This is a genomic window from Niveibacterium sp. COAC-50 (assembly GCF_013184235.1).
Classification (GTDB): domain Bacteria; phylum Pseudomonadota; class Gammaproteobacteria; order Burkholderiales; family Rhodocyclaceae; genus Niveibacterium; species Niveibacterium microcysteis.
Window position 1 is genome coordinate 1,458,294 of sequence record NZ_JABCJM010000001.1, and the last position, 16,960, is coordinate 1,475,253.

The following is a 16,960-nucleotide window of genomic DNA, read 5'->3' on the forward strand; positions in this document are numbered from 1 at the left end:
TTGCAATATATCCATGTTTACTTGCCGAATCGTGCAAACAAGCGCCTATGAAACGGAAGCCAACGCTCGGCCAAGTGAGTGACCTTGATATCCGTCTGCTACGGGTCTTCCGAACAGTTGCGGAATGTGGCGGATTAGCAGCGGCGGAGCTTGAACTCAACATAGGCGTCTCGACCGTGAGTCGCCATATCAAGGATCTCGAAGACCGGCTCGGACTGGTTCTGTGTAGGCGAGGGCGGGGCGGCTTTGCGCTGACTGCCGAGGGCCAGCAGGTCTATGACGACGCCTTGCGGCTACTCGCCGCGATCGACGGGTTTCGAGCGGGCGTGGAGGAGATCCACCAGCGGATGACTGGTTCAATCGCGATTGCGTTGTTCGACAAGATCGTCAGCAACCCTCAGGCGCGGGTGAGCCACGCTCTGGGGGCCTTCGCAGAACGCGCACCCGATGTCGCGATTGAACTGCACGTTGCGCCGCTGAACGCGATCGAGCGTGGCGTGATGGATGGTCAGTATCAGATCGGCATCGCGCCGATGCATCGATGTTCGGCAAGCCTCGATTATCACCGGCTGTTTCCGGAGCGCATGTACCTCTACTGCGGATACGACCACCGTCTCTTTCGGGCAAACGATGGCACCCTGACCTGGGACGATATCCGTGCCGAAAGCTATGCCGGACTCGGCTACCACTCGCCGAACATGGAGCTCAGTCACAACGTGCAGTTGCGGCGAGCGGCCTCGGCATACGACCAAGAGGCGGTGGCGATGCTCGTGCAGTCCGGGCGCTTCGTCGGCTTTCTGCCCGATCACTACGCCCGCAGCTTTGAGGAGGATGGCGCGATGCGGCGTCTGCGCCCGGAGATGTTCAACTACGACGTTCAGTTCGCAGCTTTGGTTCGCCACGCACCAAAGCCATCACGCGTGGCGCAGACCTTCATCGACTGCCTCCTGGCCGCCCACCAGGTATCTCCAACGAACTGAGCGCATGCCATAAATAGCAACGGGCACCGGGGCCTTCACCGCCGGTGCCCGTTGGCAGGCATTGCTAACGCACGCCTAGAAGGCTGTGTCGTCCTTCACCACAAGAAGTGCTGTCTTGAAGATGATCCAGAGGTCCAGACCAGGCGACCACTTGCGCAGGTACTCGAGGTCAAACTCGATGCGCTTCTGCATCTTGTCGATGGTCTCGGTTTCGCCGCGGTAACCATTCACCTGAGCCCAGCCGGTGATGCCCGGCTTCACCTTGTGGCGAACCATGTAGCCTTTGATCAGCTTGCGGTACTGCTCGTTGTGCGCGATCGCGTGCGGGCGCGGGCCAACGATACTCATCCGACCCTGCAGCACATTGATGAACTGCGGCAACTCGTCGAGCGAGGTCTTGCGGATGAACGCGCCGAACGGGGTAATCCGCTGATCGTTGCGTGTAGCCTGCTTCACCACCGCACCGTCATCGCAGACAGTCATCGAGCGGAACTTATAGACCGTGATGTCCTTGCCATCGAGGCCGTAACGCCGCTGCTTGAACACGATCGGCCCCGGCGAGCTTCGCCAGACACCGATTGCGACAGCAATCAGAATTGGTGAGATCAGGATCAGGATCAAGATCGACAGGACGATGTCCTCAAACCGCTTGACGACGCCATTGAATCCCGAGAACGGCGTATCGCACACAGCCACCACCGGCATGCCAGCAACTGACTCGGTCCGTCCCTGGATCAGGTCGGTCACGAAGATGTCCGGCACGAAGTAGATGGATGCGGTGGTGTCCTTCAAATCATCCAGCAACGCGAGAATCCGCGGCTGAGTCGCCATCGGCAGTGCGAGGTAGATGCGATCGATGTGGTGCTGCTTCACGTAGTTGGCAACCTCGGACAGCGAACCCAGCAGTTGCACATCATCCTGGGCACCCAGACGAGCACGGCTGCGGTCATCGAAGAACCCCATCAGCTTTACGCCCAAGAAACGGTTGCTGAGGAAGTGCGACGACAACTGCGACCCGATGTCGTTGAAACCGCACACCACCGCTGTGACCTCCGCCTCAGAAAGCGTCAGCACCCGAGGGATCGCATAACGGGCCGCTGCATGTGTAGCAAACAGCACCACGGGCAGCGAAGCGAACCACGCAAACAGCACTTCAGCCGGAAAGTAGCTCGCGTAGCCGGTTGCATAACCGAGCAGCAGCAAGATCCCGGCAAGGATCATCGCATTCAGGAATGCATCTTTCGCCACCCGGCGAAGCGGGTCGCTCAGCAAAGTGTTTCCTGGAAAGCTCAAAGAAAACGCGATCAGCGAAAGGATCACATAATCAGCATCAACCGACTCCCCGAAAATCAGGGCCGAGACGAACAAGGTGAGGATCACCATCACCGGGTCGAGGAAAGTCTCCACCACGCCGGCCAGGGTGACATTGTTTCGCAGGGGGGTGCGTTGGGCTTCAAGTCGGGCAAGCATCGTTTAAGCGAGAATCCGTTGGCACAGAATTTGAAAGCTGGGCGTCATACTATCGACACCAGTGTTGCGAACATTCGATCGTGTCGCATGTTCAACACGAACTACTCAATTTAAGAAACAGATGAACATATCAAGCAAGAAATTCGCCCGTTGTGGCATCGCCAGTGTCATGAGCGTCGTGCCACTTGTCTTGACACCGCCTGCGCTGGCGGAAGATCCGACACCGCTTCGCTACGGTGCGGGTGTCACCTTCCAGAGGGACTCAAACCTTTTCCGAGTCGATTCCGAAGCGTCGGGAGGTGTCCAGTCTGACAACATCACCAACGGCTACGCCTACCTCGGCTTTGACACGACGCTCAGCCGGCAAAGGCTCTACGGAAACTTCAATTTCGGAAAAACGCAGTTTAGCCGATTTTCACAACTTGATTATGACAAACAGGACATCAAGGCAGGCTGGGACGGCGACTTCCCAGGCCAGGTCCGAACCGGTTTGGTATGGACACGGACGGCTCAACTCGCGAACTTCGCCGATCTAACGATTCCTCGCCGCAACGTCATCACACGCGACGCAGTGCGATTGGATCTTGATGTTCCCGTCATGGCGAACTGGCACATTATCGCAGCAGGCACCGTCAACCAAGCAAGGAACAGCAACACGCTCGACCGCGGGAATGATCTCGATGGGCGCTCTGTGGAGGGCGGCCTGCGCTACGTCACGCCCTACGGGAATCGACTCGATTTCGTTGGCCAGCAGACCAACGTCGACTACACGGAGCGCACGCCAAATCCATTCTCTGACTCTGCCTACCGCGAGCGTATGGGGTCGCTTCGGGCGCTTTGGGCTATCACTGGCGCGAGTCGTCTGGAGGGGTACGTTGGCTACTTGGAGCGTCGCAATGAGAACTTCTCCAACCGCGATTTCTCGGGTCCGAGCTTCCGTGTTGCATGGACCTGGGAGCCGGCCGGCTCCACCGTTGTCGCCATCACCGCATACCGCACGATGGGTGCAGCCGGTGACAACGAGTTCGATGCTGCGGTAACGAAGGCGCTGCGCATTGCGCCGGTTTGGGAGGTGACTGGCAAGCTCTCGCTGAATGCGCTGCTTGAAGCTGGCCAACGCCGCTACATCGGAAGCATCTTCGAGGGGCTGCCGATTGAAATCGAGGCTCCGGGCAGGGAGGACGACTTCCAATCCTGGGGCGTGGGCTTGCGTTATGCAGCGCTGCGCTGGTTGCTTGTGGACCTCGGATATCGCGGCGAACGCCGCGACTCAAATCGATATTTGCGCGACTACGACGACCACACTGGCACCGTGACAGTGCAGATCGGTTTTTGATGGTGCAGCGCAGCGCTGCGAACCCCGCATGGGGTGACCAGATCCGACTTGACGACGCCACTGACGATCCGCCTGATAAGGCCGCAAGATGGTCGCATAAACAGCTTGAATGGCAGTAACGGTAATAAGTCGCGCGCAATACCTTTGTCATGTTGCGACGCAATCCTTCACTCGCTAGACTCCGCGCTCCAAAGCGGTTCAGGCAGCGGAGTCTGGCGGTAGACGGTGTTCTTATGGCGACGGCGGGCTCTTTTGCACTTGGGTCCGAAAACAGGTCGCACTTGGCACGTCGATTGCATAAGTGAAGCTGCCCGACCAACACAACAGAGGTCATCCCATGAGTTCTACTGCAATCAAGATCATCGCCGCCGCTGTTGCGGTGATTGGCTCTGCCGCGGCATCTGCTGCGGTTACCACGCTCGACGGCAAGGGGTTCGATGTCAGCTTCAACGGCAGCACGTTTGCCCCCGGCGCCATCAGCCTCTCCGCTGACGGTAAGTCGGTACTGTTCGACACCGACGCACTGTCCGCCTTTGCGGAAAAAGGCGACTCCGACTTCGCATTCGACAAGCTGAACTTCTCGATCACGCTTGATTCCGGCTACACCTTCAAGTCGCTCGAGATGTCGCAGTCTGGCGACTACGCGCTGTTGAAGAAGAACAGCGAAGTGTTTGCTTCGATGACCAGCACCGTGTCGATCGCTGGTGTCGCCAAGAGCGCAGCGTACAAGACCGCGATCTTCGATCTTGACGGTGTGAAGAAGGGTGCGGATAGCTGGTCGCTGACTTCCACCTATAACCTCGCTGGCACGCCGTACGCCAACGCTTCGAAGCTCAACGTCTGGGCGCTAAGCCTCCTGTCCGCTGACGCGGCCAAGGGTGGCTTCGCATCCATCGCTGCGCATGACTACTCGCTGCAAGTCATGACTGCCGCTGTTCCGGAACCGGAGCAGTGGGCGCTGATGCTCGCTGGCATCGGCATGGTGGGCGCCATCGCCCGCCGCCGTTCCGCTCGCGTCTAAGCGCAACTGCCTGCATCGCACCGGGTCACAGTTCACACTCGGTGCGATGCAGGCGCCCGCCGTAATTTGCCACCATTGATATTTCTGGCAAATTGGCGGGTTCTTGCCCGACTTCCCGGGCGTCACCATCCAGAGGTCCCGATGTCTGCTGTTTCTGTTCGCCACGTTGCCTTGGCGCTGCTCGCTGCTGCCGTGCTCGCCGGTTGCGGATCCAAGTCCAAGGAACCCAGCGCAAGCCAGGTTGCTGCAAAGGTCAATGACGAAGAAGTGACCGTTCACCAACTGAATGGTCTGCTGGGCAAGGCGAACATCCCTCCTGGAACCGATGTCAACGCGGCACGCAAACAAGCGCTCGACCGCCTGGTCGAAGAATCCCTCCTCGTGCAAGCCGCAAAAGAGAAGAAGCTCGATCGTGACCCGCGTGTTGTCCAGGCAATCGAAGCCGCACGACGCGAAGTCATTGCCCGCGCGTATCTGGAGCAAGTAGCAAATGGCCAGGCCAAACCAACGGACCAAGCCATCTCCGCGTACTACACCGAACACCCCGAACTGTTTGCAGAACGTCGCATCTATAACTTCCGCGAACTCGCGGTTGCCGACGGCAGCAAGCAGGACATGATCAAGAGCCATTTCGATGCAGGCAAATCGATGGATGACTTGATCGCCGTACTTCGCGCCCAGAATGTTCGCTTCGCCGCAAACGCCTTCGTGAAGCCGGCGGAACAGCTTCCGCTCGACGCTGCGCGGCGCCTGCATGGTCTCAAGGACGGCGAAGTGTCGATCATCCCGCGCGGCCAAGGACTCATCGTCCTGCAGGTCGCTGCGTCGCGCACCGAGCCCGTGGACCAAGCGAAGGCCAAGCAGGCCATCGAGCAGTTCCTGACGAACAAAGCCAAGTCCGAGGCGGTCGCTGCGGAAGTCAAGCGTCTGCGCGATTCCGGAAAGATCAGCTACGTCGGCGAGTTCTCAAAAGACGCACCGGCCACGCCAGCGACTGAAACGTCAGCCCCTGTCGCAGACCAGTCCGCCGCGGCCGACGGGATGCAGCAAGGCATCAAAGGTCTCAAGTAATTGCCGCGTGTCGTAGTAACGAATAGAGGCAACAGAAGCATGTATTCACTTAGAGCATCCATTTCCGGGGTTCAGCGCATTGTCCGTCTAGCGGCGCTCGCCCTCTTTGGCTTTGCCATGACCGGCGTAAACGTCTGGGCTGCAACTGAGCAGCCTGCGGTCGAGAAGGGGGCTGAATACCTGCTAGGTCCGGGCGATGTCATTCGCATCAGCGTATTCCAGAGCCCGGATCTCTTGCTCGAGACCCGTGTATCCGAGAACGGTAGCATCAGCTACCCGCTGATCGGCAATGTGAAGGTCGGCGGGCTTGCGCTATCCGTGGCTGAGGCCAAGATCGCCAAACTTCTGAAAGACGGCGGTTTTGTCGTGCAGCCGCAGGTTTCGATCCTGCTGTTGCAAATTCGCGGCAACCAGGTCGCGGTGCTGGGCCAGGTCAATCGCCCCGGCCGCTACCCGCTCGAAACTGCAAATACGCGCCTGTCAGACATGCTCTCCCAAGCAGGCGGCATTGCTGCGACGGGCTCTGATGTTGTCATTTTCTCCGGCGTGCGCGACGGCAAACAGGTTCGTCGTGAAATCGACATCGCCTCGATGTTCCTCCGCGGCGATGCTCAAGACGACCTCGCGCTCAAAGGCGGAGACATCCTCTACGTGCATCGTGCCCCGGTGTTTTTCATCTATGGCGAAGTGCAGCGGCCCGGGGTCTTCAGAGTCGAACGCGATATGACAGTGATGCAGGCCCTGGCGTCAGGCGGTGGTCTCACCCAGAAGGGTACGCAACGTGGTCTGCGTATCCATCGTCGCGGCGCCGATGGCAAGGCTCAAATCATTGAGCCGGCACTCGACGAGCTTGTTCAACCGAATGACGTTGTGTACGTCAAAGAAAGCATCTTCTGAGAGACGCACTGACATGACATTTCAACAGTTCGTCCTGGTTCTAAAGGCTCGCTGGAAAATCATCCTGACGATTTTCTCGGTCGTAGTCAGCCTCGCATTAATCCTGAGCCTTGTCTTGCCGCGGCAATACACTGCGTCGGCGTCGGTTTTGGTCGATGTGAAATCCACCGACCCGATCTACGGCGCCATGATGCAGGCGCAATTGTTGCCTGGCTATATGGCAACCCAAGTGGACATCATCACAAGCGATCGCGTAGCACAGCGCGTAGTCCGGATGCTCGGTTTTGACAAGAGTCCCGAGGCAATCGCGCAATGGAAGGACGAAGGCGAAGAAAAAGGGACCGTAGTGAGCTTCTTTGCCGACCTGCTCCAAAAGAAGCTTGATGTTAAGCCTTCGCGTGAATCGAGCGTTATTACGATTGGCTTTACCGGAGTGGACCCGAAATTCGCCGCGGCCGTCGCGAATGCTTTCGCTCGGGCCTACATTGATACCAACCTGGAATTGAAGGTTGAGCCCGCTAAGGAGTTTGCGAACTGGTTCGGTGATCGCGCCAAGCAACTTCGCGACAATCTTGAGGCCGCCCAGGCGCGACTCTCTGCCTATCAGAAAGAAAAGGGCATTGTTGCTACGGATGACAGGCTTGATGTTGAAAACGCCCGGTATGCTGAGCTTTCGTCACAGCTCACGGCCATCCAAGCCCAACGCGCCGATTCATCGTCTCGCCAGCGTCAAGCCACCGGCCGGATGGATACGTCGCCGGACGTCCTAAATAGCCCGATCATCCAGTCGCTTCGCGCTGATGTGGCGCGCCAGGAAGCAAAACTAAAGGAAATGGCAGGCCAATTGGGTCAGAACCATCCGCAGTACCAGCGTACGCAAGCGGAGCTCGACGCACTCAAATCCAAGCTCGACGCCGAAATGCGTCAGGTGGCATCGTCAGTAGGCACATCGAACGTCGTGAATCTGCAGCGCGAACTCGAACTTCGCGCGTCGCTTGAAGCCCAGAAGAAGAAAGTACTCGAATTGCGCGCGCAGCGTGATGAGGCGTCCGTTCTTCTCAAAGACGTCGAGACTGCGCAACGAGCCTACGATTTGGTCGGACAGCGCTTGTCGCAGACAAGTCTTGAGAGCCAGACGCAGCAGACGAACATTGTCGTGCTGACACCAGCCGAACCGCCAATCAAGCATTCGAGCCCAAAACTGATCCTGAATTTGGTGGTGGCAGTGTTCCTGGGCACTTTGCTTGGAATCGGGGTTGCTCTGTTGCAGGAAATGCGTAACCCGAGGATACGGTCGCGTGACGGCCTTGCCGAGATGCTTGGTCTGCCCGTGCTCGCAGTGCTGGAGTCGGTCGCGTTGCCACGACCCAAACGTCGGATCGGCTTTCGAAACAAGGCGATTGCCTAACCGGCTGCACTGACTCGCGACGGTTTTCCGTGGAACCAAGAAACGACGAAGACGATTCGCGGATAGCAAAGCAACGGCGACACCATCGGGAGAAACATCGTCGTTCGCCGGTGGGCAACAAAGAAAGAGCAGGATCATGGATATGAATCAGCCCAACGTAATCGAAACATCGGCGGCGGCTCGAGCCGCAGGGACTTTGGGGCGCGACCGATCGATTGGTGCGATCCTGATCGATGCAGGTCGGCTTGATGTAGAAAGCGCCGAGCGAATCATTCGCGAACAGAAGGCGAAAGGACTACGGTTCGGTGACGCGGCTATCGAGCTCGGTCTCCTCAAACAGAGCGATATCGATTTCGCCCTCGCTCGCCAGTTTGACTATCCCTACTTAAACGCTTCGGATGAAACGGTAAGTCCCCAGTTGGTCGCCGCGTTCAATCCGTTTAGCCCTGCCGTTGAGCAACTGCGTGCGCTACGAAGCCAACTCATGGTTCGCTGGTTTGCGGAAGACCCCTCGCAGAAAGCCTTGTCGATCGTAAGTCCAGATCGTGGTGATGGGCGCAGCTATATTGCAGCGAACCTCGCCATTGTTTTTTCGCAACTCGGCGAGCGCACGCTGCTGATCGACGCAGACCTTCGCAATCCAAGCCAAGACAAACTGTTCAAGCTTGATCCGCGTGCCCCAGGGCTCTCCGCCGTGCTCTCCGGTCGCGCTAACGGTGAAGCGGTAGTGCGTATCCCGTCACTAGTCGGGCTTTCGGTCTTGCCGGCAGGTGCAGTGCCGCCGAATCCGCAGGAGCTGCTTTCTCGTCCTCAATTCTCAAGATTGATCGAACAGGCGAGCAAGTCTTTCGACGCCATCATCATCGACACGGCTGCGGCGAGTACAGGTGCTGACGCGCAGGTCGCAAGCGCACGAGCAGGGGCTTCGCTCTTGGTCGCCCGGCGTGACTACACAGCGACGGAGCAGTTGCACGCACTTATCGCTTCACTTCGGGGCTCAAGTGCACAGCTGCTCGGTTCTGTGTTGAACGCGTACTGAACGATGTTCGGCTTGGGGCGGGCGGTTGCCGCCGCTATTTGGCGGCGAGCAAAGCCGCGCTCGGCCGTCCAATAGCCTGGCCGCTCTGCCCGAAAGCGCGGTGATGCGGTTGCGGTCACGCCTACCGCATAGACATTCGCACTTAGCGCTCACTGCGTTTTCAGCAACAACAGAACTGACTTGCCGCCATGTCTGCCACAACATCCGCCGCTCCGAGCTCTAATCCTGACCCACTGATTGCACTCGTGGGTCCGTGGGTAGCAGTACTTATTGGCCTTGGTGTGCTCTACGTGCCTACATTCTCCGACTTGTTCAACGGCCTGTGGAGTACCGACCAGAACGCGCACGGGCCCATCGTATTTGGCGTTGCGATGTGGTTTCTCTGGTTCAGGGCCAGGGAAATTGCAGCAGACTCAAGCATCAAAGTCGTTCCTTCATCGTTTATCGGTGGCGTCACTATCTTCTTTGCCCTCGCACTCTATGTCCTGGGCAGGTCGCAGGCGGTCTATCTCTTCGAAGTTGGCTCGCTAATTCCCTTGCTCGCCGGTGGCGTCTTGCTGTTCTTTGGCGCTGCCGTGTTGCGAAAGCTGTGGTTTGCGTTCTTCTTCATGCTCTTCATGATTCCGCTGCCGGGATCGGTCACCGATACCCTTACCCAACCAATGAAGATTGCCGTCTCTTGGGGAGCAGAGCATGTCCTCTATTGGCTTGACTACCCCATTGCACGCAACGGCGTTGTGCTTAGCATTGGGCCCTATCAGTTGTTGGTCGCTGATGCCTGCGCTGGCCTCAATTCGCTATTTACGCTCGAAGCATTGGGTCTCCTCTACCTCAACGTTACCCGCCATGAAACGGCGTTCCGCAACATTCTTCTTGCCACACTAATAGTCCCAATCAGTTTCACGGCGAATTTGATCCGCGTGGTGACGCTCTCACTTATTACGTTCTACCTTGGCGACGCAGCGGGGCAGGGGTTCCTGCATAAGTTCTCTGGAATGGTGCTTTTCATCAGTGCGCTTGCTCTAATCATCGTGCTCGATGGGGTGCTACGTCGTGCATCCATCATCTGGTATCAGCGTAAGGGCCACAAAGCATGACCGCGGTTGCCAGCCTTATTCCCCGCATTTCGCTTCGCACGGCCCTGGCGTACTCGATAGTCTGTGTACTGGCGGCAGTTGGCGCTTGGGTGCTTACCCCTCATCCGGTCGCCGTGCTAAACGCGCAACGCCTTGAAGACAGTGTTCCACGCCAGTTTGGCGATTGGTCCGAATTGCCATCGCCGTTCACGCAAGTCAGCCTGAGCACCGGCGACGCACCGAACATAGATCAGCCATATGATCAGACCTTGATGCGTACCTACGTCAACGGGAAAGGTCAAATCGTCATGCTTGCGCTCGCTTGGGGCGCAACGCAGCGTCAGGAAGTCAAAGTTCACCGCCCGGATCTTTGCTACGTTGCTCAGGGGCACAAGGTGAAGCGAATGAGTCCGATGCAATTCTCGGCAATAGTTGGAACTGGCGGGCCGATAACCGGCACGCGCATGCTTACCGAGAGTCCACGGGGTGGCGAGGCGGTGATGTACTGGATTCGAATCGGGAACATCTACAGTGAGAGTGCACTAACCACGCGGCTTCATATCCTGTCGGAAGGAATATCCGGACGGATTCCGGATGGCATTCTCGTGCGCGCATCTGTGCACGTTGCCCGCGAAGATGATGCAAACGCTGCTTGGCCCCTGATGGAATCGTTTCTCAATGAGCTTGTTTCTGCCACACCAACGGAAGCCCGAAAGTTGATGGTCCGATAGTCATGCAGCCAACGAGCTCAAGGTCAAAATTCATTGCCGGGGTTGCGAAACTCCTGGGTGGAAACATGGCCGTCGTGGTCGTTCAGGCACTGCAATTTGTGCTGCTTGCACGAGTGCTCGGCGTCGATCAATTTGGCGAGATCGCTGCTGCAAACGCGCTGTCGGCGGTGCTCATCCCGCTGTCTGGTCTTGGCATGGGTAACGTCATGCTCATGGAGGTCTCACGTGATCACGCCGCTGGCCGTCTTTGGGCGGGAAATGCCCTTGCGCTGACCTATCTTTCAGGCGTTCTACTGGTTGCTGGCGGAACGATCGCCGCCTTTTACATCTACAAGATGGGTGTATCGCTATGGGTGGTTGCTGGGGTGCTATCCGTGGAGTTGCTGCTTTCGCGGACTGTGACGCTCGCAGCCCAGTATTTCTCAGCGCTCGAAGACTTCCGTCGTTCCGCAATGGCGACGCTATCGGTAGCGCTTGCACGTTTGGGCGCCACGGCCGCTTTGTTTTCGGGTTTGGTGCCACGGACTTCGTCTGTGTGGGTTCTGATCTCAATCGTCTTCTCGGCTTTCTTGGCGGCCGCTTACGTATTCAAACTGATCCGGCATTCCGGTGGTTTGTCAGTCAATATTGATTCGATTGCAAAGCGCGCGCGAATGGGAGTCGCTTTCGCATCTGGAATTGGCGCAAAAGCAGTCTATACAGATGCCGACAAGATAATGCTCGCGCATTTCGCGTCGGCGGGTGCGCTAGGTGCGTATGCCTCGGCCTACCGCCTCACCACCATGGCGTTCATGCCTGTCCGCGCGCTGCTTGACGCGAGTGCGGCACGTTTCTTCCGCGCGGGCGAGGGGGGCATGGGTGGCGCCGTCGCGTTATCGCTCAAGCTCCTGCGCGTCTCGGTCCCATATGGCGTTTTCGTTGGGGGCTCGATGTACCTCTTTGCTCCCCTTGTACCGCACATACTCGGGCATTCGTTCGCGACTGCGCCTGAGGTGCTCCGTATTCTGTGTCTGCTCCCATTCATTCAGTCGGTTCATTACGTGCTTTCTGATGCTCTTACGGGGGCGGGCCTTCAGGGACTTCGGACCAAGATACAACTCCTCGTCGTCGTCGCTTACATCGTCGCCGGGTATCTGGCAATCCCCGCCTACGGATGGCGAGGTGCTGCCGTGGTTTGCATCTCGGCCGAATCCCTACTCGCTGTCATGATCGCTCTTGCTGTGTGCTGGGAGCATCGGCGCGACCAACTGGAACGAGACCATAATCGATGACAACGCTGATGCTCACGCACGAATATCCACCATATCCGGGTGGAGTGGGTCGTTATTGTGCTGAACTGCTGTCCGCCGCAGAGGAAAGCGGCATTGATCTACATGTGCTCGCCCCCGAGTTTTCCAGCTACGGCGAATCCAGGCATCACGCACGAATCACGAGATTTCCCGGAGGGGTATTTCACCCTCGTGGCTTGTTAGCTGCTGTATCAGCGATTAATCGCGTTATTCGAACGAAGAAATTCGATCGAATTCACGTGGCGGATTGGCCCATGCTGATAGCACTTTACTGGTCGCGCGCGCCGAAAGATATTCCGGTGTCGATGACGTTCCACGGCACAGACGCGCTGATTCTTGGGCGTTCGAAAGTGCTACGTCTTCTTGGCGCGAAACGCGCTGCAAGGCGTGTAGATACAGCATTTGCGAACAGTGCATTTACGCTCGGCCTCGTACGGAGTGCCTTCCCCGAAGGGCTCGGAAAAAGGCAGGCGGTAACGCCGCTGGGAGTGGGGGCCCATTGGTTCGAGCCGCCGGAACCTTCGTGGTGTCAGTCGGCAAGGACTCTCGCCGGCGCGAAAGACGGCGACGAGATCATCCTGACCGTGGCGCGCCTGGATCGCAGAAAGGGGCACATAAAGGCCTTGCGTGCCATCGGGCAGATTGAAAAATCCGAACGCGATCGGCTCTGCTACTTGGCAATTGGTGGCGAAGTGGACAAGGGCTACAAGGCGGAACTGGAAGCCCTTGCGCGCGAACTTGAGGTGAGGGCGGTCTTTGCGGGGCGACAGCCCGACGAAATTGTGCGGGGTGCCTACGGCGCTGCCTCCGCCTTTCTGCTACCGGCAGAGCCGGATCCGAGTCGAATAGAAGGATTTGGGCTCGTCTTTCTTGAGGCGGGGGCGCAGGGTTTGCCGTCGATCGGCTGCCGTGTGCACGCGATTCCCGAGGTGATCGCGGAGGGCTCTACCGGGTGGCTTTGCGATCCAGATGACGTTTCCGACATTGCAGCGAAGATCAAGCTCGCCATTGTATTAGGCCGAGATTCCGCCGCGCGCCTTGCCTGTATTGAGCACGTTCGCCAGTACACCTGGGCTCGATGTGCCGCGCAAACCTACACGAGCTGAAAGCGCAGGATGAGAATCGCGATCGTAAATACCTACTACCACCCTCAGGACGTTGGGGGCGCTGAACGCTCCATTCGCTTTCTCGCGGAAGCCTTCGTGCAGCGGGGTGACCAAGTGATGGTTGTCGTCACAGGAGACACCGATAGCGAAGAGGAAATCGGCGGTGTCCGTGTGGTTCGCCGCCGTCGGCGCAACGCCGCCCAGTTGCTTCCGCTCAAGGGCGCAGCGGGAAAGCTCCTTTGGCACTCGGTTGACACATGGAACCACGCCGCGGCGGGTGACGTTGCTGCCGTGATCAACGCCTTTGCTCCCGACGTTGTTCATACGAACAACTTGTCAGGAATCTCCGTCGCGCTGTGGCCGCTCCTCAAGCGCGCGGGAATACCCATCGTCCATACCCTGCGCGACTATTACCTGCTGTGCCCAAATACCGCCATGTTCAAGCACGACAAGCAATGTCCGTCAGGGCGCTGCGCAGTTTGTCGCGGCCTTTCTAGCCCCCGAATACGAGCGACCAAGCATGTCGATGTGGTCGTTGGAAACAGCCGCTTTATACTGAATAAACATAAAGAACATGGGGCGTTTTCGAATTCACAATCCCATGTGATCTATAACGCCTATCAGCCAGTAAACGCGGAAGAAGATAACCGCGACCCCGGATTTGTGACGTTCGGCTATATCGGGCGTTTGGCGCCAACAAAGGGTGTTGGGATTTTGTTGGATGCGTTGCGCGCGGCAATGCCGTTTTTGCGGCCGATACGCTTACTCATTGCGGGCGAAGGTGATCCCGAGTACGTCGCAACACTACACCGAATGGCTCTCGATCTGCCGGTGGAGTTTCTGGGAAGAGTCTCTCCACAAGATTTTTATCCGAGAATTGATTGGTGCGTCGTCCCATCACTCTGGGACGAGCCTTTGGCGCGCGTTCTCTTTGAATCGTTCGCGCATGGCATACCTGTAATTGGCGCTAGAACTGGTGGAACTCCTGAATTGATCAACCACGGCAAAAATGGGTTCGGCTATGCCGCAACCGACGTGGCAGCCTTGGCTAAAACTATAAAGGATGCGACCGTCACGTCACGTGTTCAATGGCTTGATTTCAGCCGTCAGTCCCGAAATGACTCTACTTCATTTTTGCCGAGCCGCGTACTTCATGGTTACACCTTAGCGTATCAGGATGCCTGCAGTGAACCCTAGTGAGACGATAGGCAATACAAGGACGTCAGCCAAGCTAGAGAGGAATGTGCTGTTTCTCTGCTGGCTCTACCTAATTACGTTTGCGTTCGATGCCTTACTCCGTTTCGGTCTCAGCAGAATTGGATTGGCGACCCTCCTTTACGGTCGGGACTTGGTCCCGCTGGTGATAATTGCCGCATCAGTCGTCATGTGGAGTCGTCGCGACACAAGGTTCGTTTGGATCTTCGTCGCACTCTACATCTTGTGCATCCATGTTGCGATAGGTCTGCTATTTACGTCCGGAGTCGTTCAAGTCCTGTTTGGATTGAAGATACTGTCGTCGGTCTTTGTAGGGTTGTTTATCGGATGCGTTGCAAACGATACGGCTTTGTTGGGGTGGCGGACTGCCTATCTATTACTGCTTGTCTCGGTTGTAGGAATATTCGTTAACTACTTTGTGGCGTACCCGTGGGGTGGTGGCGAGTTCAGTTCGGCCTTCGGAACGGTCGCTATGGCGAAAGACTGGGCAATGGACGGTGTAAGACGGCTTGCCGGATTTGCAAGAGCCTCTTATGACGCTGCGTCCGTTGTTGGCGCACTAATGATTGTCGTGCTGTCTTACTGTAACCGGTTTTATCTGAAGTCTTTTGCTGCGGCACTCTCGCTCGCTGCCATATTTATGACGACTACCAAAGGTGCTGCCATCAGCGGAATGGTTGTCGTTGTTGTTTGGCTGACATACCTTCTGTTTGCTTCAGCCTTAGTCTTGCGGGTCGCTCTTTTGATCGTTGCCATCCTTTCGCTCGCGATTCCACTTGGCACTGTAGTGCTATTTCCATCTTCATTGTCAGTGGGTAAGTCAGCGCTCCTGCTGTCGTCCTTTGTGGAGCGGATTACCTACATGTGGCCAATGGCCTTGAAAAATGTTACGGAATCCGGAAGCTTAATCTTTGGACGAGGAGTTGGCGGAATTGGCGTTCCCCAGCTCTTTGGGGAATGGTGGATTCATAATGCCGCCGACAACATCTTTGTCTATGGATATTCGGTGTTTGGGATGGCGAGCCTTGTTTATGTTCTCTGCTATGTGGTCACCATCATTCGATCGCCGACTAAAAGCCGACACACGCTATTTGCGCATTTATTTAGCATCTTCACATTTTCTTACGGCATCACGGCTAACGTATTTGAGCAGCCGGTGCTTCTATCTGGGCTCGCGGCGTCGGCGATACTAGTGCTCGCAAATCGAAATAGAGGCTAATCAGATGAGGTACTCAACGTTCGTAGGTGTAGTTCAGATGCTATTTCTTTGGCATTGTGGAATTGCGCTAGCTAAAGATGATTTTGTGGTTGGCGTTAACGTTGCGACGGGTCAAAACAAAGTCCGATTCGAGGAGGCAAGAGCACTACTTTCTATGGCGAGCTTTACGTCTGTGCGAGTTGAATTTTACTGGCATCGACTGCAGCTACCCGGCAAATCGCTCTCGTTTCCAGATAGCCTCAATGATTCCAAGTGGACCGTCGAGTGGATGCGCAAGGCGGGAGGTCGGCCCCTAGTGGTTTTGGACTATGGAAACGATAATTTTGGGGGCGGACTTCCGCTAACTCCGGCAGCGAGAGCAGGATTCTCAGAATACGCCAAATTCCTTGTGCGAATCTTGGGCGACGCGGTTTCGTATTACGAGATTTGGAATGAGTGGAATATCGGCGCAGGAGCGCTAAAAGGAAGCCCTAGGTACGGGGATCCGGCGGCGTACGTTGAACTAGCAAAAACCGCGAGCGAGTCGCTGCGGAACGCTGGATCAAAAGCAAAGGTGTTGTGTGGCGGAATTGCAGATCTAAATCAATCTTGGGCGGAAGAAACGGTGGCCCTTGGCATCATGAAGTACTGCGATGGATATAGTGTCCATCCTTATGTCTTCGGTTTTGGGAGGACGGGAACGGCTGAGCGATCAATCGCATGGGTTAAGGCGCTACAGCGAAGACTTAGTGCGATTGCTGGCTTCGAGGTTCCGATCTACATAACTGAGATCGGTTGGCCAACAAGTACCAATCAAGAAGGAGTAAGTGAGGGCCGCGCAGCGGACGAACTGAAGAACCTTATCAGTTTGGCTAGAAATGATCCTCACATCAAGGGTGTCTGGATCTATGAGTTAGTTGATAGTGGAAGCAGCGATAACGAACGCGAGCATCGCTTCGGTCTTGTTCGGAGGGACCTAACGCCAAAGAGGGCGTTTATGACCACCGGTCGGGGTGAATAGCCCGCTTGCGCGCGCCACCGCCCGAGATGCAACGTTGTGATCTCGATTTGGTGAGCCCCAAATTGCGGGATCTGCAGGCGCCGAGAATCGTCACCGCAGACC

At 56.9% G+C, this 16,960-nt stretch carries 15 protein-coding genes; 14 read left to right on the forward strand and 1 reads right to left on the reverse strand.

Features of this window, described 5'->3' with window-relative positions:
• Positions 1-47: 47 nt before the first annotated feature.
• Positions 48-980 (forward strand): LysR family transcriptional regulator, encoded by a 933-nt coding sequence (locus HH302_RS06475; protein WP_172199925.1) that lies wholly within the window; start codon positions 48-50, stop codon positions 978-980.
• 75 nt (positions 981-1,055) lie between these two features.
• Here HH302_RS06475 and HH302_RS06480 read toward each other — a convergent pair whose 3' ends face one another.
• A complete protein-coding gene (locus HH302_RS06480; RefSeq protein ID WP_172199944.1) occupies positions 1,056-2,450 on the reverse strand; it encodes an undecaprenyl-phosphate glucose phosphotransferase in 1,395 nt (464 codons plus the stop codon).
• A gap of 121 nt (positions 2,451-2,571) precedes the next feature.
• On the opposite strand from HH302_RS06480, the gene epsL reads away from it, so the two are divergent.
• The 13 genes from epsL to HH302_RS06545 all read left to right on the forward strand — a co-directional run bounded on the left by epsL (position 2,572) and on the right by HH302_RS06545 (position 16,858).
• Positions 2,572-3,786 (forward strand): XrtB/PEP-CTERM-associated polysaccharide biosynthesis outer membrane protein EpsL, encoded by a 1,215-nt coding sequence (gene epsL, locus HH302_RS06485; RefSeq protein WP_172199947.1) that lies wholly within the window; start codon positions 2,572-2,574, stop codon positions 3,784-3,786.
• 337 nt (positions 3,787-4,123) lie between these two features.
• Positions 4,124-4,807 carry a PEPxxWA-CTERM sorting domain-containing protein gene (locus HH302_RS06490; RefSeq protein ID WP_172199950.1) on the forward strand — a complete coding sequence of 228 codons (684 nt, stop codon included), beginning with the start codon at positions 4,124-4,126 and terminating at the stop codon, positions 4,805-4,807.
• A gap of 141 nt (positions 4,808-4,948) precedes the next feature.
• A complete protein-coding gene (locus HH302_RS06495; protein ID WP_172199953.1) occupies positions 4,949-5,878 on the forward strand; it encodes an EpsD family peptidyl-prolyl cis-trans isomerase in 930 nt (309 codons plus the stop codon).
• A 39-nt stretch (positions 5,879-5,917) separates the two neighbouring features.
• On the forward strand, positions 5,918-6,775 hold the full coding sequence (gene epsE, locus HH302_RS06500) for a polysaccharide export protein EpsE (protein WP_253945996.1): 858 nt from the start codon (positions 5,918-5,920) through the stop codon (positions 6,773-6,775).
• A 13-nt stretch (positions 6,776-6,788) separates the two neighbouring features.
• On the forward strand, positions 6,789-8,183 hold the full coding sequence (epsF, locus tag HH302_RS06505) for a chain length determinant protein EpsF (RefSeq protein WP_172199956.1): 1,395 nt from the start codon (positions 6,789-6,791) through the stop codon (positions 8,181-8,183).
• Between the two features lie 136 nt (positions 8,184-8,319).
• The gene (gene epsG / locus HH302_RS06510; protein WP_253945997.1) at positions 8,320-9,222 is read left to right on the forward strand and encodes a chain length determinant protein tyrosine kinase EpsG; all 903 of its coding nucleotides are present in this window, start codon (positions 8,320-8,322) and stop codon (positions 9,220-9,222) included.
• 188 nt (positions 9,223-9,410) lie between these two features.
• Complete coding sequence (gene xrtB / locus HH302_RS06515; RefSeq protein WP_172199959.1) at positions 9,411-10,319, forward strand: exosortase B; 909 nt, start codon at positions 9,411-9,413, stop codon at positions 10,317-10,319.
• Complete coding sequence (locus HH302_RS06520) at positions 10,316-11,029, forward strand: exosortase C-terminal domain/associated protein EpsI (protein ID WP_172199962.1); 714 nt, start codon at positions 10,316-10,318, stop codon at positions 11,027-11,029. The genes xrtB and HH302_RS06520 overlap by 4 nt, the downstream gene beginning before the upstream one ends.
• A 2-nt stretch (positions 11,030-11,031) precedes the next feature.
• Positions 11,032-12,300, forward strand: coding sequence for an oligosaccharide flippase family protein (locus HH302_RS06525; protein WP_256378318.1), 1,269 nt, complete (start codon positions 11,032-11,034; stop codon positions 12,298-12,300).
• Positions 12,297-13,424 carry a glycosyltransferase family 4 protein gene (locus tag HH302_RS06530; protein WP_172199968.1) on the forward strand — a complete coding sequence of 376 codons (1,128 nt, stop codon included), beginning with the start codon at positions 12,297-12,299 and terminating at the stop codon, positions 13,422-13,424. The genes HH302_RS06525 and HH302_RS06530 overlap by 4 nt, the downstream gene beginning before the upstream one ends.
• A gap of 9 nt (positions 13,425-13,433) precedes the next feature.
• Positions 13,434-14,621, forward strand: coding sequence for a glycosyltransferase family 4 protein (locus tag HH302_RS06535; protein ID WP_172199971.1), 1,188 nt, complete (start codon positions 13,434-13,436; stop codon positions 14,619-14,621).
• Positions 14,622-14,745: 124 nt separating this feature from the next.
• Positions 14,746-15,858 (forward strand): hypothetical protein, encoded by a 1,113-nt coding sequence (locus HH302_RS06540; protein WP_172199974.1) that lies wholly within the window; start codon positions 14,746-14,748, stop codon positions 15,856-15,858.
• Between the two features lie 37 nt (positions 15,859-15,895).
• Positions 15,896-16,858 carry a cellulase family glycosylhydrolase gene (locus HH302_RS06545; RefSeq protein ID WP_172199977.1) on the forward strand — a complete coding sequence of 321 codons (963 nt, stop codon included), beginning with the start codon at positions 15,896-15,898 and terminating at the stop codon, positions 16,856-16,858.
• Positions 16,859-16,960: the final 102 nt, after the last annotated feature.